Source organism: Exiguobacterium sibiricum 7-3, assembly GCF_000620865.1.
GTDB lineage: Bacteria > Bacillota > Bacilli > Exiguobacteriales > Exiguobacteriaceae > Exiguobacterium_A > Exiguobacterium_A sibiricum_A.
Genome location: NZ_KK211190.1, coordinates 1,869,314 through 1,895,493, shown reverse-complemented (window position 1 = coordinate 1,895,493; position 26,180 = coordinate 1,869,314). Strand labels below are relative to the sequence as shown.

General features: G+C 47.8%; 27 protein-coding genes. 19 read left to right on the top strand and 8 right to left on the bottom strand.

The annotated features are described in order from the left end of the window. The first annotated feature begins 253 nt into the window (after nt 1–253). The 3 genes from P402_RS0110895 to P402_RS0110885 all read left to right on the top strand — a co-directional run bounded on the left by P402_RS0110895 (nt 254) and on the right by P402_RS0110885 (nt 3,633). On the top strand, nt 254–1,840 hold the full coding sequence (locus P402_RS0110895; protein WP_026828717.1) for a peptide chain release factor 3: 1,587 nt from the start codon (nt 254–256) through the stop codon (nt 1,838–1,840). A gap of 122 nt (nt 1,841–1,962) precedes the next feature. Then, nucleotides 1,963–2,427: a general stress protein gene (locus P402_RS0110890; RefSeq protein WP_235188866.1), complete on the top strand. Its 465-nt coding sequence runs from the start codon at nt 1,963–1,965 to the stop codon at nt 2,425–2,427. A gap of 120 nt (nt 2,428–2,547) precedes the next feature. Beyond that, the gene (locus P402_RS0110885) at nt 2,548–3,633 is read left to right on the top strand and encodes an MBL fold metallo-hydrolase (protein WP_026828715.1); all 1,086 of its coding nucleotides are present in this window, start codon (nt 2,548–2,550) and stop codon (nt 3,631–3,633) included. 257 nt (nt 3,634–3,890) lie between these two features. On the opposite strand, the gene P402_RS0110880 is transcribed toward P402_RS0110885, so the two are convergent. Continuing rightward, complete coding sequence (locus P402_RS0110880; RefSeq protein WP_026828714.1) at nt 3,891–5,129, bottom strand: purine/pyrimidine permease; 1,239 nt, start codon at nt 5,127–5,129, stop codon at nt 3,891–3,893. Nucleotides 5,130–5,236: 107 nt separating this feature from the next. Here P402_RS0110880 and P402_RS0110875 point away from each other — a divergent pair, with 107 nt between their 5' ends. Both P402_RS0110875 and P402_RS0110870 read left to right on the top strand, forming a co-directional pair. Then, on the top strand, nt 5,237–6,049 hold the full coding sequence (locus P402_RS0110875) for a LysR family transcriptional regulator (protein ID WP_026828713.1): 813 nt from the start codon (nt 5,237–5,239) through the stop codon (nt 6,047–6,049). Between the two features lie 71 nt (nt 6,050–6,120). Beyond that, nucleotides 6,121–7,311: an RNA-splicing ligase RtcB gene (locus P402_RS0110870; RefSeq protein WP_026828712.1), complete on the top strand. Its 1,191-nt coding sequence runs from the start codon at nt 6,121–6,123 to the stop codon at nt 7,309–7,311. A 21-nt stretch (nt 7,312–7,332) separates the two neighbouring features. On the opposite strand, the gene P402_RS0110865 is transcribed toward P402_RS0110870, so the two are convergent. Next, entirely contained in the window at nt 7,333–7,824 is a 492-nt protein-coding gene (locus P402_RS0110865) for a GNAT family N-acetyltransferase (protein WP_026828711.1), read from the bottom strand. A 109-nt stretch (nt 7,825–7,933) separates the two neighbouring features. Between P402_RS0110865 and P402_RS0110860 the strand changes: the two genes are divergently transcribed. Genes P402_RS0110860 through P402_RS0110850 form a run of 3 tightly spaced genes read left to right on the top strand, consistent with a single transcriptional unit; the run spans nt 7,934 to nt 9,454 of the window. Then, entirely contained in the window at nt 7,934–8,428 is a 495-nt protein-coding gene (locus P402_RS0110860) for a cysteine hydrolase family protein (protein WP_026828710.1), read from the top strand. 54 nt (nt 8,429–8,482) lie between these two features. After that, nucleotides 8,483–8,653 (top strand): hypothetical protein, encoded by a 171-nt coding sequence (locus P402_RS17015; RefSeq protein WP_160168617.1) that lies wholly within the window; start codon nt 8,483–8,485, stop codon nt 8,651–8,653. Between the two features lie 39 nt (nt 8,654–8,692). Then, nucleotides 8,693–9,454 (top strand): hypothetical protein, encoded by a 762-nt coding sequence (locus P402_RS0110850; RefSeq protein ID WP_026828709.1) that lies wholly within the window; start codon nt 8,693–8,695, stop codon nt 9,452–9,454. 82 nt (nt 9,455–9,536) lie between these two features. Here P402_RS0110850 and P402_RS0110845 read toward each other — a convergent pair whose 3' ends face one another. The 5 genes from P402_RS0110845 to P402_RS0110825 form a co-directional block, all read right to left on the bottom strand. Beyond that, nucleotides 9,537–10,079 (bottom strand): NADPH-dependent FMN reductase, encoded by a 543-nt coding sequence (locus P402_RS0110845; RefSeq protein WP_026828708.1) that lies wholly within the window; start codon nt 10,077–10,079, stop codon nt 9,537–9,539. 78 nt (nt 10,080–10,157) lie between these two features. Continuing rightward, nucleotides 10,158–11,141, bottom strand: coding sequence for a ring-cleaving dioxygenase (locus P402_RS0110840; RefSeq protein ID WP_026828707.1), 984 nt, complete (start codon nt 11,139–11,141; stop codon nt 10,158–10,160). A 57-nt stretch (nt 11,142–11,198) separates the two neighbouring features. Next, a complete protein-coding gene (locus P402_RS0110835; protein ID WP_026828706.1) occupies nt 11,199–11,633 on the bottom strand; it encodes a MarR family winged helix-turn-helix transcriptional regulator in 435 nt (144 codons plus the stop codon). Between the two features lie 171 nt (nt 11,634–11,804). Continuing rightward, nucleotides 11,805–12,542 carry an alpha/beta hydrolase gene (locus P402_RS0110830; protein ID WP_026828705.1) on the bottom strand — a complete coding sequence of 246 codons (738 nt, stop codon included), beginning with the start codon at nt 12,540–12,542 and terminating at the stop codon, nt 11,805–11,807. A 36-nt stretch (nt 12,543–12,578) separates the two neighbouring features. Then, entirely contained in the window at nt 12,579–13,469 is an 891-nt protein-coding gene (locus P402_RS0110825) for a lysozyme inhibitor LprI family protein (protein ID WP_026828704.1), read from the bottom strand. Between the two features lie 335 nt (nt 13,470–13,804). On the opposite strand from P402_RS0110825, the gene P402_RS17070 reads away from it, so the two are divergent. Beyond that, nucleotides 13,805–14,047 carry a hypothetical protein gene (locus tag P402_RS17070; protein ID WP_026828703.1) on the top strand — a complete coding sequence of 81 codons (243 nt, stop codon included), beginning with the start codon at nt 13,805–13,807 and terminating at the stop codon, nt 14,045–14,047. 85 nt (nt 14,048–14,132) lie between these two features. Here the strand turns inward: P402_RS17070 and P402_RS0110815 are convergent, their stop codons facing one another. Next, complete coding sequence (locus P402_RS0110815; RefSeq protein ID WP_026828702.1) at nt 14,133–14,630, bottom strand: hypothetical protein; 498 nt, start codon at nt 14,628–14,630, stop codon at nt 14,133–14,135. Between the two features lie 255 nt (nt 14,631–14,885). Here P402_RS0110815 and acnA point away from each other — a divergent pair, with 255 nt between their 5' ends. The 10 genes from acnA (at nt 14,886) to P402_RS0110765 (ending at nt 26,166) form a co-directional block, all read left to right on the top strand. After that, entirely contained in the window at nt 14,886–17,609 is a 2,724-nt protein-coding gene (acnA, locus tag P402_RS0110810) for an aconitate hydratase AcnA (RefSeq protein ID WP_026828701.1), read from the top strand. Between the two features lie 66 nt (nt 17,610–17,675). Continuing rightward, on the top strand, nt 17,676–18,140 hold the full coding sequence (locus P402_RS0110805; protein WP_026828700.1) for a DUF3939 domain-containing protein: 465 nt from the start codon (nt 17,676–17,678) through the stop codon (nt 18,138–18,140). Nucleotides 18,141–18,345: 205 nt separating this feature from the next. Beyond that, nucleotides 18,346–19,053, top strand: a complete 708-nt coding sequence (locus P402_RS0110800) for a hypothetical protein (RefSeq protein WP_026828699.1) — start codon at nt 18,346–18,348, stop codon at nt 19,051–19,053. A 72-nt stretch (nt 19,054–19,125) separates the two neighbouring features. Next, nucleotides 19,126–21,369, top strand: a complete 2,244-nt coding sequence (locus P402_RS0110795; RefSeq protein WP_026828698.1) for an AAA family ATPase — start codon at nt 19,126–19,128, stop codon at nt 21,367–21,369. Nucleotides 21,370–21,381: 12 nt separating this feature from the next. Further along, a complete protein-coding gene (locus P402_RS0110790) occupies nt 21,382–21,816 on the top strand; it encodes an acyl-CoA thioesterase (protein ID WP_026828697.1) in 435 nt (144 codons plus the stop codon). Between the two features lie 95 nt (nt 21,817–21,911). After that, nucleotides 21,912–22,967 (top strand): M15 family metallopeptidase, encoded by a 1,056-nt coding sequence (locus tag P402_RS0110785; RefSeq protein WP_026828696.1) that lies wholly within the window; start codon nt 21,912–21,914, stop codon nt 22,965–22,967. A gap of 17 nt (nt 22,968–22,984) precedes the next feature. Continuing rightward, a complete protein-coding gene (plsY, locus tag P402_RS0110780) occupies nt 22,985–23,605 on the top strand; it encodes a glycerol-3-phosphate 1-O-acyltransferase PlsY (RefSeq protein ID WP_026828695.1) in 621 nt (206 codons plus the stop codon). A gap of 215 nt (nt 23,606–23,820) precedes the next feature. Beyond that, nucleotides 23,821–24,585 (top strand): DeoR/GlpR family DNA-binding transcription regulator, encoded by a 765-nt coding sequence (locus P402_RS0110775; RefSeq protein ID WP_026828694.1) that lies wholly within the window; start codon nt 23,821–23,823, stop codon nt 24,583–24,585. A gap of 25 nt (nt 24,586–24,610) precedes the next feature. Continuing rightward, on the top strand, nt 24,611–25,276 hold the full coding sequence (locus P402_RS0110770; RefSeq protein WP_034769923.1) for a copper homeostasis protein CutC: 666 nt from the start codon (nt 24,611–24,613) through the stop codon (nt 25,274–25,276). A gap of 251 nt (nt 25,277–25,527) precedes the next feature. After that, on the top strand, nt 25,528–26,166 hold the full coding sequence (locus tag P402_RS0110765) for a DUF975 family protein (protein ID WP_026828692.1): 639 nt from the start codon (nt 25,528–25,530) through the stop codon (nt 26,164–26,166). Nucleotides 26,167–26,180 lie beyond the last annotated feature (14 nt).

Genomic DNA, 26,180 nt, shown 5'->3' with positions numbered 1-26,180 from the left:
GCCAATACGTAAATCGATGGTTGCTGATTAAATGATTGTGACATTGTACGTCTCCTCCTTCTTGTAATAGTAACTTCCTCGTCATCGTATAGAACATCAGGCTGGGTTGTCAATACAAAATCTGAAAATTAAGTCAACAAAGTGAAATGGACGAGACTGCGAAAATTCGGTATGATAGACTAGTTGCGAAAATGAGCGAGTTAACCACTTTTTAAGAAGATTTTTAATATATAGGTGAAAGGAATTACCCTACATGACAAAATTACTCCAAACCGAAGTCGAGAAACGCCGGATCTTCGGAATTATTTCCCACCCGGATGCCGGGAAAACGACATTAACTGAAAAATTCTTACTCCACGGTGGAGCAATCCGCGAAGCGGGATCCGTCAAAGCGCGGAAAAACTCGAAATTCGCAAAATCCGACTGGATGGAGATCGAAAAACAACGGGGAATCTCCGTTACGTCATCGGTTATGCAGTTCGAGTACGACAAAAAAATCGTCTCGATCATGGATACACCGGGTCACTCCGATTTCGGGGAAGATACGTACCGAATCCTGACAGCCGTCGACTCGGCGATCATGGTCATCGATGCAGCAAAAGGGATCGAGTCACAAACTAAAAAATTATTCCAAGTCTGCCGGATGCGCGGGATTCCAATCTTTACGTTCATCAACAAGATGGACCGTCAAGCGCGTGATCCACTCGAATTGATGGAAGAGCTTGAGGAAGTCCTCGGCATTCCATCGGTTGCCGTCACATGGCCGGCGGGATCCGGACAACAGTTCGAAGGTGTCTACGACCGTGTCAACGAGAAGTTCCACTGCTTCAAGAACGATCGTCTGACGATTGATCTCGGTGAAGAAGGACTCGCAAACGACCAGTTGGCGTCGACGATCAACAACGAAATGTACGATACATTAGTGGATGAAGTCGATTTACTCGACGGAGCCGGAAACGAATACAATGAAGAACTGATTGCAAAAGGTGAATTGACACCGGTCTTCTTCGGTTCTGCCTTAGTCGACTTCGGAATCACACCGTTGCTTGAGCATTACCTCAACTTGTCCCCGTCCCCGACGCCACGTGAGTCGAACAAAGGACAAATCGAGCCGGCGCAAGATTTCTTCAGCGGTTTCGTCTTTAAGATTCAAGCGAACATGAACCCGAACCACCGCGACCGGATTGCCTTCGTCCGGATTTGTACCGGCAAGTTCGACCGTGGTATGGAAGTTGTCCTGACGCGGACCGGTAAAAAAATGAAGCTGTCGCAATCGACACAATTTATGGCGGATGAACGGGAAACGGTCAACGAAGCGTTTGCCGGCGACGTCATCGGATTGTATGATTCCGGTAACTACCAAATCGGTGATACGATCACGAATGGTGATCCGAGCCTACAGTACGAAGCATTGCCGACATTTGCACCGGAACTGTTCCTGAAAGTCTTTACGAAAAACGCCTTGAAATCAAAACAGTTCCAAAAAGGGATTGAACAGCTCGCACAAGAAGGAGCGATTCAAGTCTATAAAACGGAATACAACGAGGTCATTCTCGGAGCAATCGGACAACTTCAGTTTGAAGTTTTCGAACACCGTCTCAAAGGCGAATACGGCGTTGACATCTTAAAAGATGCGGCGAACTTCCAGGTCGCGAAGTGGGTCAAGGTGACGGAAATCAGTGAAGTCAAGAAATTGACGGATTCACGGACTGTCCTCGTCTACGACCGTTGGGAAAACCCGGTTCTGCTGTTTGCGAATGATTTCGTCTACGAACGATTCGTTCAGAAAAACGAGGGTGTCATCGCACTCGTCGATTCACCACAATTGCTCAACGACTAAGTTGCTGAAACGTATCTTCCAATTCACAGGAAGATACGTTTTTTTTCGTTTTGAGATGCAAAAAGAAGGGTAAAAATTGAAGTCTGTGAATTCATATCTCTGTGAGAGGAATGGTGTTGACGATGGCAAAGAAATTTATCGGCATTTTTCATGATGAATCGAGTTTACATCAAAAAATGCAAGCATTGAAAGAGCGGGGACATAAGGATTCTGATTTTTCGGTAGTGGGACGGGACGATGCAGCAGATGAGACATCGGGTGCGTCCTGGATCGATCAAGTCAAATCGAAGTTCAGCCATGAGCCACCGCTTCGGGAAACGTTAAAACGTGTCGGGCATTCCGATGAAGAAGCGGAGCGCCATTACCAGGAAGTCGAGCGGGGCGGAATCGCGCTGTTCGCAAAAGACCTTCATGACGACCATGACCATTCGCATGATCACGATGACTCACGCGACCATCTGCATGACGAAGGACACCGGCATGACGGCAAAGTTGAAAACCTTGGCGTCAACGATTACGAGTCGGAGCATAAATCCGATCATGATAAAAGCGACCGTTCGAAATGGAAAGCGGACGATTTAGATTAATAGAACCCGACGCAAAGCTGAGCTTTTCAGTTTTGCGTCTTTTTTGAGAAGTGAAGTTTGTTCATTACCGCTTTAAAAATCACCGATGCTATACTGAACGTATTAAAGAGGTGAAGAAAAATGAAAAAAACAGTCGCAACACTTGCCGGTCTCAGCGTTCTCGGAGCGGTCTTCATGACCCGTTATCCGTTATTCGGCCGCCGACCATCAAAAGCAGATCAACAGCGTTATGCCCGTTCGACTCAGTTTTCGAACGGAAAGTTTCAAAATGAACTGCCGTTCCAATTAAAAATGGAATGGGACACAATGAAAAGTATCTTAAAAGATTACGGACGGGAGCTGCCGTCGTTAAAACCGGTCAAACCGTTGCCGGTCGTTCCGTTTGAACGACGGACGGACGGAACGGAACCACGCGTGACCTGGTTCGGTCACTCGGCGTTCCTGCTTGAAATGGATCATCAGACAATCTTCTTTGATCCGATGCTCGGACGTGCTCCGTCACCGTTCCCGAAATTCGGGGGCGGACGGTTCCAGACGACGGCACAGGTCGATCTTGATGCCTTACCGCCGATTGATCTCGTCATCTATTCACATGACCATTATGACCACTTGGATTATCATTCGGTCCTGGCGTTAAAAGACCGGGTCGGACAATTCATTGTTCCGCTTGGTGTCGCAAGCCGACTGAAGGGCTGGGGTGTCGATCCGGACCGGATTACCGAACTCGATTGGCATGAATCGATTGAGACGAACGGTCTCCGTTTGACGGCGACACCGGCCCGGCACTACTCGGGTCGTAACGGGCTTGATCAATTTTCGACGCTTTGGGCGTCCTGGGTGATTGAAGGCTCGAAAAAAGTCTTCTTCAGCGGTGACAGTGGTTACGGTCCACACTTCAAGGCAATCGGGGAACAATACGGTCCGTTTGACTTAACGATCATGGAATGCGGACAATACGACACCCGCTGGTCGAGTTCGCATATGTTACCGGAGCAGACGCTCGCGGCGCATCTTGATGTCAAGGGGGACGTGATGATTCCCGTTCACTGGTCGGCGTTTACGCTGGCATTCCACCCGTGGTTCGAACCGGTCGAACGGGTGTTGAAGGAAGCAGCGAAACACGGCGTGCCTGTCGTGACGCCGATGATCGGTGAAAGCGTTACGGTTGCGAGTCAGACCCGTAAATGGTGGCGTGAAGTACGGTGAAGTTAAGTTAAGTTAAGTGAAACTCGTTTTCTTTTCCCGTGCTTTCCTCAGGCGAGACACGAGCCGCGGCTTCTGTTCCTTTCGGACGAGGAGCCGGGTCTCATTTGTCTCTGACAGCGCGAAAAGCACGCGCTTTTTCCTGGAGGAGTCACGGGAAGAAGACGAGTTTAATGGACTGTTTTCATATGATTTCAAACACAAAATCCCCACTCTGTCGCATTTTGCGAGAAAGTGGGGATTTTACTTTGAGATACAGATTAACTGGCAAGCCGTTCTGATTTAGCTTCACGTCGAGAACGGAACCGTTCGATGACTTCAAACCCAAGGACAAGCATCGTGCCGATCAGCAAGCCGTTACTGAAGAACGGACGTAACGTCAGCGGTAAGATTTCCGCAAGAACCGTCGATTGTAGGAGGATGCTGATCCCGATAACGGCACAAATCGCAAAGGCGTGTTTGCGGCGGCTCGTCGTCATGCTGCTTTCAGCGGACTGCCAGGCAATCAGGAACATATGCGGTAACGTCGCAAGCAAAGCGGCACTGGCGACACTGCGCGGTAATGTGGCGATGATGCCGATGATGCTCGGGAAAAAGCCGACCAAGGCGATGACAAGTGAGGCAATCAAAAACGGCCGGCGTTCCTTACTTCCCGTCTGGGCGATGAAACCACTTGTGATCGGCAATGGGACCGGAACGAGCGTCGAGAACGTCGCGGCGATCAAGTGAATGATTCCTTCGACCGTCAGCCCCTGATTCAAGGCCCCTTTTTTCTGAATCGTCGCTTCGACGGCGCTTAACGCGGCAATCAAGTTGACGATCAAAAGAATCGCAAACGGAATAGCAACCAGGAAGGCGCTGCCGTCAAATTGCGGCATCCCGAACGGTAAGGCGGTCGGAACGGCGAAGACACCGGACGCTTCCGGTAACGACGGACGGCTGACCAACCAGCCGACGACAATGCCGATCATCAAGGCGAACGGACGGAGGCGGGTCGGACCAAATTGACTGAGTCCGAGGACAAGCAGGAATGTCAGAATGCCGGCAAGACGTGTTGCTTCGACGGCGAGAACGGCACCAAGCATGACGCCGGTCAGTTGAATACATAATAAAAGCAAAAACGTTCCGCTGACGAGCGGCGTGAAGACCGGTAATAAAAAGCGAGTCCATCCCGTCAACCCGAGGAAAACCAAGACGACGCCGGCAATGACGACAGCGGCCATCGCAATCGTGAAGGCCGTTTTTGAATCGACCGGCAATGCGGCGATGACGACGAAAATACTGACCCATGAACCGGCCGGACCGGACACGATCGGTAAGCGGTGACCGAAGACACCATGGAGAAAACAGGCAATCCCGCCGACAAAGAAGGAGCGTTGGACAAGTGCGGCCGTCTCAACACTTGAAAGATCAAACAGGCTTGCGACGACGATGGGCAAGGCAATCGTATTGGCTAATAAGAATATAATCCACTGGACCGTGGATGTCGTACGTTTCACAAAAATCGTCTCCTTTTAAAAATCACTGATTTCAGCATCATATCATATGATTGATGTTATGATTCATACATATTTATGACTGAAAACATATGAAAGAGATGATGAAGATGGATTTACGCCAATATCGTTATTTTTGCGCGGTCGTCGAAGAACAATCCGTCACACGGGCGGCGGAACGACTGCGGATGGCACAGCCTGCTTTGACGCAACAGATTCGGAAGATGGAAGAGTTGCTTGGCGTGCGGCTAATTGAACGGGCGGGACGTGGCATCCGGATCACGGCCAGCGGCGAGCGGCTGTATGAACGCGCCGTCTCCTTGTTGCGTTACGAAGCGGAAACCCGGATTGAAGTCAGTGACATTAAGGAAGGACGAGCTGGGATTTTACGGATTGGTGTCAATACGTTGTCTGCCGGTCGACTGACCGGCTGGGTTCAAGAGATGAAACGACGGCATCCCCGGATTACGCTGCAAATTCATCAGGGCGAGTCGGGTGTGTTAATTGACCGTCTGAAGGATCATGCGATTGACGTGGCACTCGTTCGGCTGCCGATTGAGGCACAAGGTGTCACGATCGAGTGGATGGAAGAAGAACCGTTTTATCAGATTCATCATCCTGATTTTCCGGATGCCGACGTTATCATTCCGAGTCAGGAAGGACTTGGTGTCTTTCAGACGCTCAGCCAGCAGTTCGGAGTCGTCTCGCAGGAAACCTGTTCCGACGTCTTGACCTTGATTGGACTTGTTCGTTGCGGGCAGGCGGTGACGCTGTTGCCGGAAAGTACACTTCGCGAGCTTGATATGACAGGACTGGTTCAAGAACGGTTACCGGACGCGACGAGTACGACGGCTATTGTCTGGTTGACGGAAGATGGTCAGTCGGCGCTGACCCAACAATGGGTCTCGATTGTCCACGAGTAAGAACGAATTGTTAAAAAAGGGATTTTATAGGATACTTGAACAAGAGACAGGAAGGTAAGGGGGAGGATGAAATGAAGACGATTCGCGGAAAGTACGGCGAAGCGAAGATTTTTACACACAATGTCGATGACATGACGATTGAACAGGTGACAGGGATGCTGAATGAAAACATTGCTGTCGACGGCAATGTTCGAATCATGCCCGATTGTCATGCGGGCAAGGGCTCGGTCATCGGCACGACGATGCGGATTCACGATAAAGTGGTTCCAAATCTCGTCGGTGTCGACATTGGCTGCGGCATGTTATGTACACAGATTACACGAAACGACACAGCCGGCATCGACTATGACAAACTGGATGCGACGATTCAGGAACTGGTGCCGAGTGGCATGTCGGTCCGTAATCAGCCGCACCGCTTGTCGGAACAGATTCCATTTGATCAAGTATTGGCACCGTTTAACGAAACACGTGCTCGGTTATCGATCGGCACGTTAGGCGGAGGAAATCACTTTATCGAGCTGAATACGGACGAGGAAAACAATCTGTATCTCGTCATTCATTCCGGCAGCCGGAACCTCGGGAAAACGATTGCCGAGCATTATCAAAAGCTGGCGGAAAGCTCACAATTCACTGTCGATACAGAAACAATCGTCGCATCGCTGAAAGAACAGGGACGTGAACAAGACATCCAATCGACTTTGGTCGAGTTGAAGAGTCAGTTCAATGAAACAAATAAAGATTTGGCGTACGTGTCCGGTTCCGATATGGACAACTACCTGCATGACTTAAAAATCGCCCAACGTTACGCGGCACTGAACCGTCAAGCGATGACCGACGTCATTGTTGAAGCGATGGGCTGGTCGGTCACGGAACAGTTCGATACGATCCATAACTACATCGATCTCGAGCAGATGATTCTCCGGAAAGGTGCGATTTCAGCGCAAGCCGGTGAAGTCGCCATCATTCCGATGAACATGCGCGACGGTTCACTGATTGTCAAAGGAAAAGGCAATCCGGACTGGAACTATTCGGCGCCACACGGAGCAGGACGTATCATGTCCCGCTCAAAAGCCTTCAAATCAGTGGACTTGAAGGAATTTGAGGAGACGATGCAGGAGGTCTGGTCGAGTTCGGTCGTCGAATCGACGCGCGATGAGTCACCGTTTGTCTACAAACCGATGGAAGAAATCATCCGAAACACAGAGGACACGGTCGAGTTATTAAAAGTCATCAAGCCGCTTTATAATTTTAAAGCGAAATGATGGGACGAAGTACGAATAATATTACTGGCAGATGAACTGATGACTGTCTTGGTCGCAAATCCCTGTCGTGAACCCGGCTGTTAAGAGAACGGACTGTGAGGCACGGTTATCAGGTGCGGTATAGGCACAGACCTGTCTGACCTTCATGTCCTGCAGTCCAAAGCGGGTAACTGTTTTGACGGCTTCCGTCATGTAGCCGTGACCCCGAAAGTCCGCTTTGAGTACATAACCAATCTCGGCGATGTTGTTTTGGTAGCCTCTGCAAAAACAACAATTGCCGATGAATTCGCCGGTCGACTTTAAATACAGTCCCCACGTGATGCCATCCCCGTTGAGGTAATCAAGAGCAATTTGACTCAAAATCCGGACGACGTCGCGACTATTTTCTGCCTGTTGCCCGTCATAGGCCGTAATCTCAATCATTTGGTTTGCTTCGCTTAACCGGATTTCCCTTAACAGGAGCCGTTCGCTCGTCAGTTCAGGAAAGACGTCAAAATAGTATTTTTCTTTCACGGGGCATGCCTCCTTTAATTTGTTTCTTATCTCAAGTGTACGTTATTCGATTGGAACCGGAAACATTCATCAGAACGAAAAATCCGTTTATTCATCAGGAGGAACTCACATGTCAAAAAAAGCTTTAGTCGTCATCGATATTCAAAATGACATGACAAAAAACTACAAAGAAGTCATCGGGACCATTAATCAGTCGATTGACTGGGCAGTCGAACAAAACATGCATGTGGTCTATATCCGGCATGAGAATTTATCGGCTGGAACCAGAACGTTTAAGACCGGAACACGCGGTGCCGAGTTGGCACCTGATTTAAAGATTGTGTCGGATCACATTTTTACAAAATATAAGGGGAACGCCTTAACAAGCGAAGATTTCGCAGCATTCATTGCGCAACATGACATCACCGGCTTTTATCTGACCGGCGGAGATGCGACGGCTTGCGTCAAATCGACGTGCTTTAATTTACGTAAACTGGATTATGACGTGACGGTGATCACGGACGGCATCACAAGTTATGACAAAAAGAAACTGCCGGAAATGATTGAATACTACGCGAAAAAGGGCAGTGACATTGTTCAATTCAATGACTTAGCTCGTAATTGACTGGTACTTTTGAACAGAAAGCATCATGAATCAGCTTGAGAGGAATGGAGTAACGTGAAATTAATTTTGATGGGAATCAGCATTATTTTGTTTGGAATTGCGCTGATGGTCGGCTTTAGCTCGATAGGATTAAATGACGTGTTGGGTATTAAAATTGGAATGACAGTATCGTTTGTTGGGTTACTCGTTACGTTCATGGACTTTTTTATCAGCGTGAAGCAATAAGCTAGAGGTGTGCATAGCAAAGTAAAGGAGGTTTTTAACATGAGAAACGTAGTTAAAGTATTGACTGTGTTATCTGTATCGTTATGTCTGTTATTGACAAGTTATCCACCAAATGAAGTCGTGGCAAAAACTAAAAAAGAAACGCAGCACGATATCTTTAAAAAGCTGAAATTGAATGCCTCGATGACGAGTGTTGCGGAAGTCATGTATGGCAAGAACTATAAAAAACATCTGTGTGACCGCTCGGAGGATGAGGTGAAAGTTAATCTTTTATGCAGTGGTGAATTGAACGATTCCAATACATACGATAAAAGCGGGAAGCTAAAATATTTGAAGTATGAATTTTATCTTTACCCAGATTCAAAGGTACCGAATGAATCGGACAATCCGGATGAAATGACGTTCCAAACCGTTCGCATGTTGCTTGTATTTAAGTCGAAAGAGCAAAGTAAGCAGTTAAAGCTCGTTGAAAAACATTGGTTTGACTCATCCGCTGTCAATTCCAAACGTGTCTATAACGATCAAAAGATTAAAAAAGGCATGACGAAAAAACAGTTGGATGCGGTGATGACGGGAACAGGAATCGGGAAACATGAAAGAGTCTCGTATATCGACTATTCAAAAGTCGGGAAGCAATCCGGTAAACAACAACCTGTTTTTCCAAAGGCGTACAAGACGTATTCGTATTCCATTTTGAATCAGAAAGAGAATGTCCTGTATTACTTCGAGACAAAGTACAGTCAAACGAAAAAAGAGTACGTCGTTTCGTATGTTGATACGTGGACGGAAGATAACGAATAAAACCAATGAGAGAACTCCCGAATGAAGGAGTTCTCTCATTTTTAATCTCTATTTCAAACGTTTTTTAAGGGAAATGGAATAATCAGCGGATCGTTTTTAAAGCACCGGCCCAAGGAATGACCTGGTCGAGCATTTGGTTGACGGAATCTGCCTGAACGGGTGCTGCTTTTAATACAGCTCCATTCTCAAAGTCAGTGAACAGCGAGAGGGCAGGGTGGACGCGGACGTCTGCAATCAACAATTCGCCCAAAATCCCGCGTAAATGTTCTGCTGCCCGGGCACCGCCGACTGAACCATACGAGACGATACCGGCTGCTTTGTTATTCCACTCAACACGAAGGTAATCGAGAGCATTTTTTAAGGACGCGGAAATCGAGTGGTTGTATTCCTGTGTGATGAACACAAATCCATCCTGAACGGCAATCGCTTCAGACCAGGCAGCTGCACCGGATGCATCGCCGTCTTTTTCACCGAGCAACGGTAATTTATAATCGGCGATGTCAATGATTGTATAGTTGGCATCTCCGCGTTTGTCCGCGAGCTCTTTCACCCAATTTCCGACTTGTGGGCTTAAGCGACCTTCACGTGTTGATCCCAAAATGATTCCAATGTTTAACTTTGTCATGTTCGTTTCCTCCTCTTGTTGTGGTGTTTCCTTTGAACCAAATAATTTACTGAATAGACTCAAGTGAATTCCTCCGTTTTATAGGTATTCTTTTTCAATCGTCCGCGTGCTGCGGACGGTATCAATCGGACGGACCATTTGCTCAATCTGTTGACGTTGTGATTCTAAGAACGGTGGCAAGGATAATTTCTCTCCGACCGTTTCATACGGCTCGTCACCCAAGAAACCGGGACCATCTGTTGCCCATTCGAACAGGATACCTTGAGCGACACGGGCATATAAGGATTCGAAGAAGAAACGGTCGACATAGCCGGATGTGTTGAACCGTAAGTTTTGCATGCGGCTGATCCATTCATTTAAAGCGGCCGTATCTTCGACTCGGAAAGCAACATGATGAACGGTACCAAATCCTTGCTGTCCACTTGGAAGAAGGAGGTTATGTTCGACGATGACTTGCGCGCCGTTTCCGCCTTCGCCCATTTCAAACAGATGCAGGGATCCGGCTTTATCGATTTCCCGCATCAGCATCGCTTTTTCCAACACTTCTTTTAACCGGTCAAATTCGGCAATCCGGATGTGAATCGGACCTAAGCCGGTGATCGCAAATTCTAATGGAACCGGACCGTTTTGCCACGGAATGCCGGATGCAATGCCTTCGTTGTGTTCATCCGAAATCAGCATGTACTGCTGGTCATCGAAATCGACGAACGAGAGGGTCTTCTTCCCAAACTGTTCTTTGATGCCGCGATGTTTGACGTCGTATTTGTCAAACCGTTTGATCCAGTAGTCGAGCGCTTCATCCGTCGGCACGCGGAAAGCGGTTTTGTAGATTTCGTTTGTGCCATGCGTTCCTTTCGGGATGCCCGGGAAATCAAAGAATGTCATGTCGGTACCGGCGGATCCTTTGTCGTCGGCGAAGAATAAATGATACGTCTGAATATCATCCTGATTTACCGTCTTTTTCACTAAACGCATGCCTAAGACATTGGTGAAGAATGCATAATTTTTCTCGGCACTGCTCGTAATGGCCGTAACGTGGTGGATTCCTTTTAATTCGTTCATATAAATCGCTCCCTTAGTCATTATTATCTCGAATTCGAGATATATCGTTAAAAAAATTTAATGATTTTGTGCCTGATAGCCTATTTTTTTAGCGGTCTTAATGAACAATTCAATTTCCGCCTGGTCAATCCCTTGGAAAACCTGATTAATAGCTTGTTCATGTTCCGGGAAAATCGTATCCATCAAGTTTTGACCGTCCGTGGTGAGTTCCGCAAATGTGACACGCCGATCTTCCGGACAGGCTTTGCGGACGACGTAGTTCTTTTTTTCAAGTTTATCGATGACATAGGTGATGCTGCCACTCGTAATCAATACTTTTTTCCCAATCAGCTGAATCGGTTGTCTTCCTTTGTGATACAGCAACTCGAGTACGGAAAAATCAGTCGGATTTAGTCCGGACTTCGCAACATCCTGTTTGATGACTTCATGAAGCGCATCGACTGCGCGGACCATGACTGTCAGTGCTTTTAAGTTCGGATTCGGCTGTTCCATTTCGTTCACCTCTTTTTATCTTCAATTCATATATCTTTAATTCGAGATAAATATACCATCTGTTTTTTATGGCGTCAATTGTTTTGATTGGTTTCTGATTACAGATCTATACAGCAGAACGAAAAGAGACAGCCCGCTGAGTACGGACTGCCTTTAAAGGGGATGAATACATCACCAGTTCAGTTCGTTTAAAAACGCAAGAATGTCTTGATTAACTGTGTTCATATCTTTTCCTAACGTCATTAAATGTTTCGAATTCGCAAATCCTTTAATCGTTTTTTGATCCGAAGCTACGCTTTCAAAAATCGTTTCGGCACTCGTCTTGTATGAGGGATCATCCATTTCCCCGTATATTACGCAAACAGGAGAGACTATCGAGGCTAAATGGTCTCGCGTCCGGTTAATGAGTTGTTCGAAGTCGGTCAGCGATTCAAAAGGGAGGTGATCCAGTTCAGCCATTTCAGAGACAATCTGCTGATCCTCTTTTCCTTCGAGTTGTTTATAGCGCTTGGCGTAATAAAGGATTCGTTCCTTTAGGACGGCTGCTTCTTTATCCATCGGTACGGACAGGGTGACTACACCATTTATTTTCAACTCCTGTGCTGTTTTTAAAGCGAGAACACCACCCAGTGAGAGACCGACGACCGCTATATGTTTAAATCCTTTGTCTTTCAACAGCTGATAACCGTCGAGAACATCTTGCCACCAGTCGGCTGGTCCGTAGTTCAGAAGTTCTTCTGCCGGTATACCGTGTCCACTCAGTGTCGGAGCGTAGCAGGAGTACTGATGTTGTTGCAGGTAGCGGCCAAGCTTTTTCATGTCGTTTGGATTGCTGGTGAAGGAATGCAAGAGCAGAACAGCTCGTTCGCCACCTTCGTAATAAAAGGGCTTAGGGGGTAATAGTCTCATAAAAAGGAAGTCCTCATTTCACCGTATTTCTTATGCTCATTTTGAGTGATTTTCAATTAAAAAATAGACTCTGTTTTTTGTCTCAAACGTTAAAAAATCCATTCCCCGGGCTCTTTCAGAAGCCGGTTCATCCGGAATTTCAGAAAAACCCTTCTCTTTTTGATCAATCCAGTTGCTTTGATCTTGTCTTAGAAGCTCAAATTCAGCTGCAGATTTTTGTGTCTTGATTTCTGCCCACATATCATTCAACAGGTTATCCCACTTTTCGTAATACTGTCCATAAAAACCGGTCGGTAAATCTTGTTCATACAGCTTTTTTCCTTCAGCAAGTATCTTTTCATCAAGAGCGTCTGCTCTTTGCAAGTACTTTGTTTTTTCCGTCGACTCCATGTTACTTTCATCATTTTGATCTTGTTCTTGTTCTTCTTCTTGAAGTGTAGACTCATTTTCCTCTTGTCGTGCCGCTTCTTCCTCTTTGGCAAGTTGCTCCTCTTTTTCTTGCTGTACCTTTTTCTCCTTTTCTTCTTTCAATGCTTGTTTTTTCATTTCCTCGGAGATGCTGTCCACTCGAATCAATACGCTTTTAGTATCACGTCCGTTTGTGTTTCTCAGTAACGAAATTTTATCATCATTTTCAAAGTGACCTTCAAACAAAAACTTGTTTGATCCACTTTCCGGATTGATCACATCAAAGATAAACGAATCATCCTCGGTTTCAGTTATGATATAGTCAGCTGTTTGCGGGTCTTCGTCGATTGAACGAATGGTATATCTCTTTTCACTTATTTGTATGTAAGAGAGCGTTTTATTTTCGGATACCACTTTCCAACTTCCGATAATATTATTTTCGACTGAATCGTTGCAAGCTGCTAAAAGAAGAACAGTGAACATCATTCCAAGCAAGGTAATTACTTTTTTTAAAGACATAGTTGTTTCCTCCATTTTTCATACGTAATTTTTAGGTGAATTGCTTTCATTTTCCTTTCTCTTTTTTGAATCCAAACATTTAAAATTATTATATGTATGAATATTCCTTTTTATCATAGTTCTTTTCCCATAATTTTTCAGTTATTTTGGTTTCTAACTTGTCTATTTTAGAAAAAATATAATCTGATATTAAAAAATACGTAAAAATCAAACAGAGAGGAGCAACCGCTTTTTTGAATACAGGAACAATGGTGTTTAAGTAAAACGCGTGTCCTGTGAATCCCATGTGTAATGTTCAAATGTACGGATGGAAGTAATTTGGAGGTGGCGATGACATGCAATTACCAACACGACTTGGTACTGATGAGGAGGGTTATATTATTAATCAGACAAGCAGAATGTGTATACAATCAATATTTCGCCCGGTCATTGACGAGGTGATAGTTTTGTTGAAAAAACAGTTTGGAGAAGCGCTGCACAGCATAATTGAAGATTTAGCACTGGCGGCGGACAAGATGGAGCTTTCAGATGATTGGTTGCACGAGTTGTTGTATCGATATGAGTTAATGTTTATTTAACGGTCGTAATCTGTCACGCATAGTAAAGTGGGTAAAAACAAAAAAGTCCCCGAAGTAACGGGGACAAAACAACCCTATTTTAAAATTAAACCGTCTCATCCGTAAACGTTTCACCGGTCCGGCGCACGGTCGCTCCGAGTTCCGCCGCAATCGCGTTGATCGCTTCCGAATCCTCGTTGACCTCACTGATGATGATGACGCCGTAATGGTCGGGATTGATTTGGTTGAGTGTCCGGTTAAACAAATCAAACGAATCGCGTTCGTTTTTTTCGTCACGGTTCGCCCCGATCAGGTAACCGGCGACGGAACCGACGAGCATGCCGAACGGTCCACCGACAACGCCGACTGCCATTCCAATCATGGAACCTTTAAACGATTGATCCTGTTGCGTGAAGTCGATCGCATCGATGAACGAGAAGCCGTCCGTCTCATTGCGTTCAGCAAGCACCATCTGTTCCATTTCAATCTCTTTAATTGCTTCGAGGTCCTTGATCATCTCAAAACCGGTTTTTGCTTTTTCCAGATCGTTGAAAATAATCGTCGTGACGACGTGCGTTGCCTCATTGTTTTTATATTGTGCCATAATTTCCGCCTCCAGAAAGTTCTGATGTCGTTCTACAACTTATCTGTACCCGTAACAGAACCATTAAAAACTAGAAAGCGCGTGTCGTCATAAGCATATGATTGATATAGCTTCTCAATTAGGTGATAAGTAAAACTTATTGAAGGTCTTTTGTTCTTTCAAATTGTAACGGGGCTCATATTATACTATGATAGAGCTGTACAAGTAAGCGGTATCAGGGGCTTGATGTCGTCAACACTTAAAGGGGGAATCAGCATGAAGCAAACGCAACCAACGCAAGACGTGTTTGGTGCACGCCGTTCGTTTGAAGCAAACGGTAAAAATTACAACTATTACAGCATTGAAAAATTGGAAGAACTCGGTCTGACGGAGGTCAAACGTCTTCCGTATTCAATCCGTGTGCTGCTTGAATCCGTCCTTCGTCAACAAGACGGTCGTTCGATTACACAAGAGCATGTCGAAAACTTGGCGAAATGGGGAACTGCCCAAGTATCGAATGATATCGATGTGCCGTTCAAGCCGTCACGCGTCATCTTACAGGATTTCACAGGCGTTCCGACTGTCGTCGACCTCGCGTCACTCCGTAAAGCGATGCAGGACCTCGGTGGAGATCCATCAGTCATCAACCCGGAAGTTCCTGTTGATCTCGTCGTTGACCACTCGGTTCAAGTCGATTCTTACGGATTTGCCGGTGCACTCGCTGAAAACATGGATCTTGAGTTCGAACGTAACGAAGAACGTTACAAATTGTTACGCTGGGCCACAACAGCATTCGATAACTACCGTGCTGTACCGCCTGCAACAGGAATCGTCCACCAAGTTAACCTCGAGTACTTGGCATCTGTCGTTCTTGAAAAAGAAACAGCAGACGGTTCGGTTGATGTCTACCCGGATACACTCGTCGGAACAGATTCGCATACAACGATGATCAACGGACTCGGTGTCCTTGGTTGGGGTGTCGGCGGAATCGAAGCAGAAGCAGGAATGCTCGGACAACCTTCATTCTTCCCGGTTCCTGAAGTTATCGGTGTCCGCATCACAGGTGAAATGCATCCTGGAACAACAGCAACGGACGTCGCCCTTCGCGTGACGGAAATGTTACGTCAACAAAATGTTGTCGGTAAATTCGTTGAGTTCTTCGGACCATCACTTCACTTGATGTCATTATCTGACCGCGCAACAATTGCCAACATGGCGCCTGAATACGGTGCGACATGCGGATTCTTCCCGGTTGATACGGAAACGTTGACGTACCTCCGTCTGACAGGCCGTGACGAAGACTTGATTGAAAAAGTCGAGAACTACTCAAAAGCAAACGGCTTGTTCTACACGCCGCAAAACGAAGATCCAACGTTCACGAAGACGGTTGAACTTGATCTGTCGACAATCGTTCCTGCACTTGCCGGACCAAAACGTCCACAAGACCGGATTGATTTGACGGACGTGCACACGTCGTTCCAAAAAGCGTTGACAGCACCACAAGGAAACGCCGGTTTTGGTCTTGCAAAAGAAGAAGCAAGCAAAGTAGCTGTCGTTCAATTCAAAGACGAAGCGGTAGAGATGCGTACGGGAGACCTTGCGATCGCAGCGATCACGAGCTGTACGAATACATCGAACCCATACGTCATGATCGGTGCCGGACTCGTTGCGAAAAAAGCGATCGATCTTGGATTGACGGTTCCGAAATACGTCAAGACATCACTTGCACCGGGATCAAAAGTCGTTACGGATTACCTTGAGAAATCAGGACTTCAACCGTACCTCGATCAACTTGGCTTCAACACAGTCGGTTACGGATGTACGACATGTATCGGAAACTCGGGTCCACTTGACCTTGCCGTCGAAAACGCGATCCTCGGATCAGACCTGCTCGTCTCGTCTGTCCTCTCAGGAAACCGGAACTTCGAAGGACGGGTTCACCCGCTCGTCAAAGCCAACTACTTGGCATCACCACCACTCGTCGTCGCGTATGCAATTGCCGGTACAGTCGACGTCGACATCACGAACGCGTCACTTGGAACAGGTAAAGATGGACAAGAAGTCTTCTTCGCGGACATCTGGCCGTCACGTGACGAGATCCAAACGATCATCAACACAGTCGTCACACCGGAAAGCTTCCGTGCCGAGTACGATTCGGTCTTCTCAGGAAACGAACGTTGGAACAATCTTGACGTGCCGACAGGCGATCAGTATGACTTCGATGCAGAATCGACATATATCCAAAATCCGCCGTTCTTCGAAAACTTGGCGAAAGAAGCCGGTCATGTCGAAGCATTAAACGATCTCCGTGTCTTCGGTAAGTTTGCGGATTCTGTCACGACAGACCACATCTCACCAGCCGGTTCATTCTCGAAAACGACACCAGCCGGACAATACCTTGTCAGTAAAGGTGTCGCACCAAAAGACTTCAACTCATACGGTTCACGTCGTGGTAACCACGAAATCATGATGCGCGGAACATTCGCGAACATCCGGATCCGTAACCAAGTTGCTCCAGGTACAGAAGGCGGCTTCACGACGTACTGGCCAACAGGCGAAACAATGGCGATGTACGACGCTGCGATGAAGTACAAAGAAGATGGCACAGGTCTTGTCATCCTCGCTGGTAAAGACTACGGAATGGGTTCATCACGTGACTGGGCAGCGAAAGGTACAAACCTTCTTGGTGTCAAAGCCGTCATCGCCGAGAGCTTCGAGCGGATTCACCGTTCTAACCTCGTCATGATGGGTGTCTTGCCGCTCCAATACGTAGCTGGCACATCGGCTGAATCACTTGGCTTAACAGGTGAAGAAGCAATCAGTATCGCAATCGACGAGTCAGTTCGTCCGCGTGACATCGTCGAAGTCACAGCGACAGCTGCAGACGGAAAAGTCACGAAGTTTGAAGCGATTGCTCGTTTTGATTCAGAAGTCGATATCGATTACTACCGTCACGGCGGAATCTTACCGATGGTTCTCCGCGAACGCTTGCAAAACTAAACCGTTTACATTAACGTTTGAGGTGGGGGCAACCCCACCTTTTTTGATGCAGAAAGGGGCGAGACCGTGAACCGATTCAAGAAATGGTTTCAAGCAAAAGAAGAACCCGAGCTGCCGGTTCGCGACGTCACGCTCGATGAAGTCAAACGGGCGACACATGCGTTTGAATCGGCGTTGCCGAAAGGAACGAACCGGACGATTTTGCTCGATGAAGAACAACGGATTGATTTAACGCAACTTGCGCCATATCTTGGTGCCCGCTCGACGCAAGTCTTCTATATGTCACGGGAAACGTTTACCATCATGGAAGCGAAAGACCATTTGACGGTCTATGAGATGGATCATGTCCAGGTCGCAGTCGACCGGTATTTCGAGAAAGAACGAAAGTTGCCCCTCAAACCGCATTCGAAAACGTTCCAGGTCGATTGTGCGAAGCTGTTTGAGCAAGGCTACTTACGGGAGTTGCCGAAGCACCTCTATTACCTCGTCGATGAATCGATGATTGTCTCACTCGAACCGAAAACAGACTAAATCAAGGTGGACTGCCGGCAACGGTCAGTTCACTTTTGTGTTTTTTGAAGAAATCCTTGAGAACGATTCGAAACGGAATCAATTGTTCAAAAGTCTGACGTATTTCTTCAGAAATGCGTGAATCTTGGACAAACCCTTTGTATTCTAAGCCTAAAACCGATACCATTAACATGAAACGAGACAAATATAGGATGGTGTACATGGCATGACGAAACGAACGAGTACATGGATTGCAGTCGCAATCGTGGCAATGGCGATACTCCTTGCCTATAATTTTTACCTTTTGAATAAGACACAGACCGCTAATGAAGATAAAGCAGCTCCGGTCAAACCGTTTTATACGATGTCGCGGATCCAATATGTCGAAAAGAAATTGTCGACGACGGAAGATGCACTCGAGACACGGACGTATGAAGTCGTTTTTGATGATAAAGGGCACTTCCGGACAGAAGTCATCGACGGTCCATCCAAAGGAACGATGGCGATTTGGGACGGCAAGATGTTCCGCGAGTACGATGCAGCCGGTAAACTCTTGAATGAGACGAAAGCATCGAAGAGTGTCAGTGCGCCGCGTCCGTTCCTGTCACGCGGCTTTAACGAACAGATCATCAAGTTCATTGAAGACGGTGATTTTGGTCAAGTCGAAGGTGAAGCCGACATCGCCGGAAATGCAGCTGACGTCTATGTCAAAAAAGAGCCGTCGAGTACAGTCCCGAAAGAATGGATCAAACAGTATCCATCCTTCTTTGACAAGGACGACAATGCGGAAGAGGCGACATACTATGTCGCGTCCGACCGGTCGAAAGTACTCGGAGCCGAATCGCGTAATAATGGAAAGCTGTTCTACTCCGTCAAGATGAAAAAGATCGAGACACTGGATACATTCGATCCAAACTGGTTAAAAGCTAAATGAGGACAGACCGACTTGAGCGTCACACCGTGGCGACCAAAGTCGGTTTTTTCGAGAAGCAGGAGGAATCAATACATGGAGACGTTCTCAAAAGAGGAGATGTTCAAACAAATTGCGGCGTGGGAAGAGGGCTCAAAGGTCGAAGAAGTCCTGGCCTTACGTTATGCCCAAAGCAGCCGTCTATTACAGGAAACGGAAGCGTTAGTCCGGATTTTAGCCTTACTCGTCGAACACCGTTACATCATGACGGGACGGATTGATGCGTTGGCCGAGAGTTGGATGCAGGAAATCCGTCAACACGATCGTCTGCCGGAACGACTCGAACAGTTGTTGATCGAACAACAACTCCAAAGCAGTTATCAATTGCTCGTCGCCAACACCTTTCCGACGATCCGTGAGACGGACAATGCCAATGCGAAACGGTCAGCGACAAAGGAATTGATTCAACAAGCCAATCAAATCCTGCACGAGACGGAACAGGTCGTTGAACAGACGGAACGGTTGCGCCGGATTGATGCCGCGCGCTGGTCGGAACTGTTTGAGGCTGGCAAAGCATTGCTGTTGTCGAGCGCGACACTCGAACAGATCGCGACGGAGTTTCTCGACAGCTTACAGGAACGGTTTTATTCGCGTGACGCCTTCCGGGAGATGACAGAACTGAAAGCGACGGCGCTACAGGATTTACGCCGGGTCGTCGCGCTGCTTCCGGCAGAAATCAAACAGGTCGAACGGTCGGCACTTGAAGAACTCGATGCGATGATTGGTCTCGATGACATCAAGTTGCGGGTCCATCAGATGTACCGTTTCCTAAAGTATCAGCAAAAACGGACGTCGGACGGTTACCGTTCGAGTGATCAACCGTCACTCCATATGATTTTCATGGGGAATCCCGGGACCGGTAAGACGACCCTTGCCCGGTTGATGGCGAAAATCTATCATGAACTCGGTCTGCTCGAACGCCCGGAAGTCGTCGAGACGGACCGGTCGTCGCTCGTCGGTGCGTTTGTCGGTCAGACGGAAGAACAGGTCATGAGTAAAGTCCGCGAAGCGGTCGGCGGTGTCCTGTTCATTGACGAGGCTTATGCCTTAAAACGGGCCGGTCAAAGCGGCAATGATTACGGACAGGCAGCAATCGATACGCTCGTTGCGGCGATGACGAGCGGAGAATACGCCGGTCGGTTTGCCGTCGTTCTTGCCGGTTATCCGGAAGAAATGCGTGATTTCCTGAAAGCGAATCCCGGTCTGCGAAGCCGTTTTCCGGAATCGAATCATTATCTGCTCGCGGACTATACCGATACGGAACTGCTTGAAATTGGCCGTTCGATTGCGACCGTCAATGATTACGTCTTGACCGAACAGGCGGAGCGGGCGTTATTGTCCCGGCTCGAACGGGAACGGGTCGATGCCAGTTTCGGAAACGGGCGGGCGGTCCGGAATATCGTCCTTGATGCGATCTTTAAAAAAGGGGCCAGTCTCGGGGAAAGTGCCAGTCACGAAGATTTTGCGCTGCTCGAACAAAGTGATTTCGAACTCGTCGCCTCAGACGACAGTACGGTCGAGGAACGACTCGAACAACTGGTCGGGCTCCAGCCGCTGAAAGCGGAAATCAAACAGATCCAAGCCTTGTTGTCGATGCAGAAGCGTCGACAGGAGGCAGGGTTTAAAGTCTTGCCGGTCGAATTGCATGCCGTCTTCAGTGGGAACAGCGGAACCGGAAAGACGACGGTCGCGGCTCTCTATGCCGATGTTCTCCGTCAATGCGGTTACTTGAAGCGGGGCCACTTAAAAGTCGTCAGCCGGGCTGATCTCGTATCCGGATACGTCGGGCAAACCGCCCAACAGACGCGGGACGTCATCCGGGATGCGCTCGGCGGCGTCTTGTTCATCGATGAAGCCTATGCGCTGAACGGCGGCGCCAACGACTTTGGTAAGGAAGCGATCGATACGCTCGTCGATGAGATGACGAAACATGCCGATAATCTGGTCGTCGTCCTTGCCGGTTACGAGCAGCCGATGCAGGCGTTACTCGCCAGTAATCCCGGACTGAAGTCGCGTTTTAAACGGGAGTTCCATTTCCCGAACTATGCGAAGGAGGAACTGATCGAGATCATCATCAATTACGCCGCCCAGTACGGATATCAATTGACGGATGAAGCGAAGCAGACGCTCGAGCAAATGATTGAGACGGTTCCGAACGGCAATGCGCGTGCCGCGATTACGATCGTCGAACGGGCCATTGCGAAGCAATCCGTCCGATTAATTGACAAACTTAGCTTAACCGGTTCAGAATGGTCCTATCTTGAAAAAGAGGATTTTTAAGGGGGAAGCTACATGCACACGATTGAAATACCAGTTCGTTACGCCGAAACCGATATGATGGGCATCGTCTATCATTCGAATTATCTCGTTTATCTTGAGATTGCACGGACGGAACTGATCAAGTCACTTGGACTCGATTACAAGGAAATGGAAGAAGCCGGATATGTCTCGCCGGTCACAAACGTGAATCTCGATTATAAACGGTCGTTGACGTACGGTGACGTGGCGCATGTCTCTGTCTGGATCGATCATTATGACGGTCTGCGGACGATTTACGGTTATGAAGTCAAGAATGCCGACGGTCAACTGGCGGTCTCGGCCAAAACGACGCATGTCGTCGTCAAAAAAGAAAACTTCCGACCAATCCGGTTGCCGAAAGTCTTTCCGAACTGGCACGCAATCTACGAACAAATGCGTACCGAGGATGCCGCACTCGTCTCAAATTAAGCCTCCGCCCTCAGCAGGATTTCTTGCGTGAGGGCTTTTCTAATCAGTCGATTAGAGGTAACATAGAATAGCACCAAGGAAGCGGGGAATTAAAAATGAAAAAAATCGTAGCAGTCAGTACATTGGCGCTCCTCCTTGCAGGATGTAACCCTGGGGATCAGGAAGCGGAAGACAACTCAAAAACCGAACAGGCGAATAAAAGCGCAGACGAAAAGACCACTTCAGATACTGAAAAAAGTGATGCCGAAGTAGCAAAAGAAAAAGAAGCCAAAGAAGCAGCAGAAGCGAAAAAGGAAGCCGATGCTAAAGCAGAAGCTGAGAAAAAAGCAGAAGAACAGACGGCTGCCGATAAAAAAGCGGCGGATGAAAAAGCGGCCGAAGAGAAAGCGGCAGCGGATAAAGCAGCTGAAGAGAAGGCGACGGAAGAGAAGTCATCGGACGAATCTTCGACAGAAGACAAATCGGCCGACAAAAAAGATGACGGGAAAACCGATTCCGTTCAGGATCCGGAACCGGCCAAACCGTCGAAACCTGAGTCCGAGACACCGGACGTTGATAAATCGGATACAAAAGCCGATCTGTCACTGGGCGAGTTAGTCGTCGTCAATAAAAAATACAGCTTACCGATTGATTACAAACCGTCGGACTTAGTCGTACCGAACGTCAGCTTCTCATATTCAGGTGTCCTCGAACAAAGTTATATGCGGGCACCGGCAGCGAAACAGATGGAAAAAATGTTTGCTGATGCGAAAGCCGACGGCGTGACACTAAATGCCGTCAGTGGATTCCGTTCTGGTTCACGTCAGACGGTCCTTTATAACAACTACGTCGCCCGTGACGGAAAAGCGGCAGCTGATCAATATTCTGCCCGTCCTGGTCACAGTGAGCACCAGACCGGACTTGTGTTTGATATCTCGGCACCGAGTGTCGGGAATGGATTGACGGCAGAACTTGGAGATACAAAAGAAGGAAAATGGATTGCGAACAACGCAGCGAAGTATGGATTTATCGTCCGGTACGACCGTGGGTTCCAGTCACGGACTGGGTACACGTATGAGCCATGGCACATCCGTTATGTTGGTGTCGGTCCAGCCGCACAAATTAAAAATAATGGACAGACTCTCGAAGAATATATGAAGGTCGGTCACTAATACGTTGGAGGTTGACCATGATTGAAATCATCGGGATTTTAATTTTAGGCTATTTACTCGGCTCGATTCCGTTTGCGTTGCTTGTCGGAAAATGGGGACATGGCATTGATATTCGGCAGCACGGCAGCGGGAATCTCGGGACGACGAATACGTTCCGGGTTTTAGGAAAAAAGGCAGGGATTATTGTCTTGATTGGTGATCTCGGTAAAGGTGCAGTCGCCAGTCTCGTGCCGATCCTGCTCGCTTCCGAACTGCATCCGCTGTTTGCGGGTCTAGCGGCCGTCATCGGACATATTTATCCGGTCTTTGCCAAGTTCAAAGGCGGAAAGGCGGTCGCGACGTCCGGCGGGATGCTGCTCGTGACGAGTCCGATTTTGTTCCTCTTTTTGCTCGTCTCGTTTTTAACGACGTTACGACTGAGCCGGATGGTCTCACTCAGCTCAATCGTTGCGGCAAGCATCGGCATCATTGTTTCGATTACGATCGGCATCATCGAGCAGGACTGGATCGTCCCGACGTTCTTTACGATTCTTGCACTGTTCGTCATCTTTAAACACCGCGAAAACATCAGTCGAATCCGTCAAGGGACGGAATCGAAAATTGGTATGTTTGCGAAAGATAAAAAAGAAATCGATTGATTTCGACCGAATGCTGTTGTTCTTCTGTGATGGAAGGGCAACAGCATTCGGTTTTTTTATACGGAAGTTCGTTCTGTATTCACGGTAAACTGAAAAATAAACGAATTCAACAACATTTCATAGGAATTACACGTTTTTTTACACCGGATTTACAAGACCTTTACAGACGTTCGCTACACTAGAAGTAGTACTTGTCTGTGAAGGGGGAAGGTCATGTGTCGTTATTAGGAGAGGAACGAAAATCACAAATCATGCAATGGCTTGAAGAAGAAGGGAAAGTCATGACGAAAGATTTGATTGATCGTCTGGATGTCTCCGGTGAGACGGTCCGGCGCTATCTCGAGGAACTCGAACGGGAACGGCAACTGAAGCGGGTGTATGGGGGAGCGATTTATCAAGGCGGGAAACAGGAGTCGCCGATTTCGCGCCGGACGGATCAGCTGTCGCGGCGGTTGGCCCGGTACGCCAAAGGCTGGCTCAGTGACTACTCCTGCATCTTTTTAGGGAAAGGGGAACCGGTCGAACATCTGCTACCGTATCTCAGTGGGGGAGCGACAATCGTGACGAACTCCTTATCGATTGCCAGTCATCTGGAGCAATGTCGGGAAACAGGACCGTTTCATGGTGAAATCCGATTGCTCGGTGGAACCGTCGATTCATTCGGACAGACGGTCGGAGTCGAAGTGTTACAGGCGCTCGATGCCTATGCCTTTGATGCATCGTTTTTGGCATTCGACGGAGCCGAAATCGAGCGCGGATTCGTCAGCGATGACATCGAATCGTCCCTGATTCAAAAAGCGATCATCGGACGGACGAAGGACGTCTATGCCTTTTTGGCGTGTGACGAGTTCGAAGGAAACCGGAAGTATAAAGTCGCTGAATTCCGGCGCGCTAAAATCGTCCTCAGTCCCTCGACCTATCCGCCGTCATGGGAAATGAAACTGTTCAACGAACGGGTGAATTGGACGGTCGTCTCATGATACACTAGGGCGGGAGGGATGTATCATGTTAGAAATCATTGCAGCAACAGTTGAAGAAGCAACAGCAGCCGAGCGGGCGGGAGCCAATCGGCTGGAACTTGTATCCGCCTTGTCTGAAGGCGGCTTGACACCGAGCTACGGGTTGATCCGGCAAGTCTTGTCATCGGTCGAGATTCCGGTTCATGTCCTCGTGCGCCCGCACAGTAAATCATTTGTCTATTCGAAAGCCGATCAGGAAACGATCATTACCGATATCGATTTGATCCGGGAACTCGGAGCAGCGGGAATCGTCGTCGGATCTTTGACGCCGGATGGCCGTGTCGATGAAGGATTCCTCGGACGGATTATCAAACATAAGGGCGATTTGTCGCTGACGTTCCACCGGGCAATCGACAGTAGTCGGGACATCCTGGAAGCAGCGGAAGTATTGGCTGATTTTCCCGAGGTCGACCGGATCTTAACGTCAGGCGGACATGCGACGGCACTTGAAGGTCAAGGCGTCATCGCCCAGTTGATTGAGCAAAATCCCGACTTGATTGTCTTACCGGGCTCTGGTATCACAGTCGAACGGGCGGAAGAATTACTTAAAGCAACCAATGCAACCGAGTTACATGTCGGATCCGCCGTTCTTGTAGACGGTCAAGTCGATCCTGATAAAGTCGCGGCGCTGAAACAGTTGCTGGCACGTTAATCAAAGTCATTCGTTGGCGCGACAGTCAACATTATGAGGAATGAGGGCAGATTTGAATCTGTTCCTCTTTTTTTATGTTGAAGAAAAAGTGGTTTCAGTTGCATCACTCTTTTAAGAAGAGAAAGGAATCCAATTATCACAGTTGCCCAAAAATCTTCACATCTTTAGCGTTACAAGGGGATGATTGCTATTTTTTCAAAGCAGACTACGGTACACTAAAACAGGAAAGTTGAAAGACAAAGGAGTATCTCATGACAAATTTACAGTACAAACAAGCTGCACTTGCAACATTAAAAGGGAAGTGGCTGACGGGGCTGAGTATCTCAATCATCTATTTCGTCATCTTTGCACTGGCTGCCAGCCGGATGTCGTTTGACCAGGATAATCTCGACAGTATGTTACGGTTCGTCGCCCTGAACATCGTCGTGACGATTGTGCTGTCACCCGTCACGCTTGGACGGACGATTGCCTATTTACGATTCGTCCGTGGGGAATCAGCCGGTATCGGGACGTTATTTGAAGGGTTTGCTTCAATCCGTTTCTACCTGAAGACGATGGCAACCTATACACTGGTGACGCTGCTCGTTTACATCGGATCTTTTTTAATCCTTCCAGCGATTTTCTTTTATCTGATGTACCGTTTGGTGCCGTTTTTATTAGTTGATCGACCGGATTTGTCGTTTGTCCAAGTTCTTGGCGAAAGCCGACGGATGATGCGAGGGCATAAATGGCGTCTCGCGAAACTGTATCTCAGTTTCATCCTTTGGGGGATTCTCGCGTTACTCAGTACCGTCGGCGTTGTCCTGCTGACACCGTACTTTGATACGACGATGGCGCATTTCTATGAGCAATTAAAAAAAGAGCAACAGACAGCAACACGTTCCGCGTAAAAAAACGAGTCTGA

Bases quoted from the DNA above. Each gene is read 5' to 3' on its own strand.
- P402_RS0110895 (WP_026828717.1), top strand. From the start codon at position 254: ATGACAAAATTACTCCAAACCGAAGTCGAGAAACGCCGGATCTTCGGA.
- P402_RS0110890 (WP_235188866.1), top strand. From the start codon at position 1,963: ATGGCAAAGAAATTTATCGGCATTTTTCATGATGAATCGAGTTTACAT.
- P402_RS0110885 (WP_026828715.1), top strand. From the start codon at position 2,548: ATGAAAAAAACAGTCGCAACACTTGCCGGTCTCAGCGTTCTCGGAGCG.
- P402_RS0110875 (WP_026828713.1), top strand. From the start codon at position 5,237: ATGGATTTACGCCAATATCGTTATTTTTGCGCGGTCGTCGAAGAACAA.
- P402_RS0110870 (WP_026828712.1), top strand. From the start codon at position 6,121: ATGAAGACGATTCGCGGAAAGTACGGCGAAGCGAAGATTTTTACACAC.
- P402_RS0110860 (WP_026828710.1), top strand. From the start codon at position 7,934: ATGTCAAAAAAAGCTTTAGTCGTCATCGATATTCAAAATGACATGACA.
- P402_RS0110850 (WP_026828709.1), top strand. From the start codon at position 8,693: ATGAGAAACGTAGTTAAAGTATTGACTGTGTTATCTGTATCGTTATGT.
- P402_RS0110845 (WP_026828708.1), bottom strand. From the start codon at position 10,079: ATGACAAAGTTAAACATTGGAATCATTTTGGGATCAACACGTGAAGGT.
- P402_RS0110840 (WP_026828707.1), bottom strand. From the start codon at position 11,141: ATGAACGAATTAAAAGGAATCCACCACGTTACGGCCATTACGAGCAGT.
- P402_RS0110835 (WP_026828706.1), bottom strand. From the start codon at position 11,633: ATGGAACAGCCGAATCCGAACTTAAAAGCACTGACAGTCATGGTCCGC.
- P402_RS0110830 (WP_026828705.1), bottom strand. From the start codon at position 12,542: ATGAGACTATTACCCCCTAAGCCCTTTTATTACGAAGGTGGCGAACGA.
- P402_RS0110825 (WP_026828704.1), bottom strand. From the start codon at position 13,469: ATGTCTTTAAAAAAAGTAATTACCTTGCTTGGAATGATGTTCACTGTT.
- P402_RS17070 (WP_026828703.1), top strand. From the start codon at position 13,805: ATGCAATTACCAACACGACTTGGTACTGATGAGGAGGGTTATATTATT.
- P402_RS0110815 (WP_026828702.1), bottom strand. From the start codon at position 14,630: ATGGCACAATATAAAAACAATGAGGCAACGCACGTCGTCACGACGATT.
- acnA (WP_026828701.1), top strand. From the start codon at position 14,886: ATGAAGCAAACGCAACCAACGCAAGACGTGTTTGGTGCACGCCGTTCG.
- P402_RS0110800 (WP_026828699.1), top strand. From the start codon at position 18,346: ATGACGAAACGAACGAGTACATGGATTGCAGTCGCAATCGTGGCAATG.
- P402_RS0110795 (WP_026828698.1), top strand. From the start codon at position 19,126: ATGGAGACGTTCTCAAAAGAGGAGATGTTCAAACAAATTGCGGCGTGG.
- P402_RS0110790 (WP_026828697.1), top strand. From the start codon at position 21,382: ATGCACACGATTGAAATACCAGTTCGTTACGCCGAAACCGATATGATG.
- P402_RS0110785 (WP_026828696.1), top strand. From the start codon at position 21,912: ATGAAAAAAATCGTAGCAGTCAGTACATTGGCGCTCCTCCTTGCAGGA.
- plsY (WP_026828695.1), top strand. From the start codon at position 22,985: ATGATTGAAATCATCGGGATTTTAATTTTAGGCTATTTACTCGGCTCG.
- P402_RS0110770 (WP_034769923.1), top strand. From the start codon at position 24,611: ATGTTAGAAATCATTGCAGCAACAGTTGAAGAAGCAACAGCAGCCGAG.
- P402_RS0110765 (WP_026828692.1), top strand. From the start codon at position 25,528: ATGACAAATTTACAGTACAAACAAGCTGCACTTGCAACATTAAAAGGG.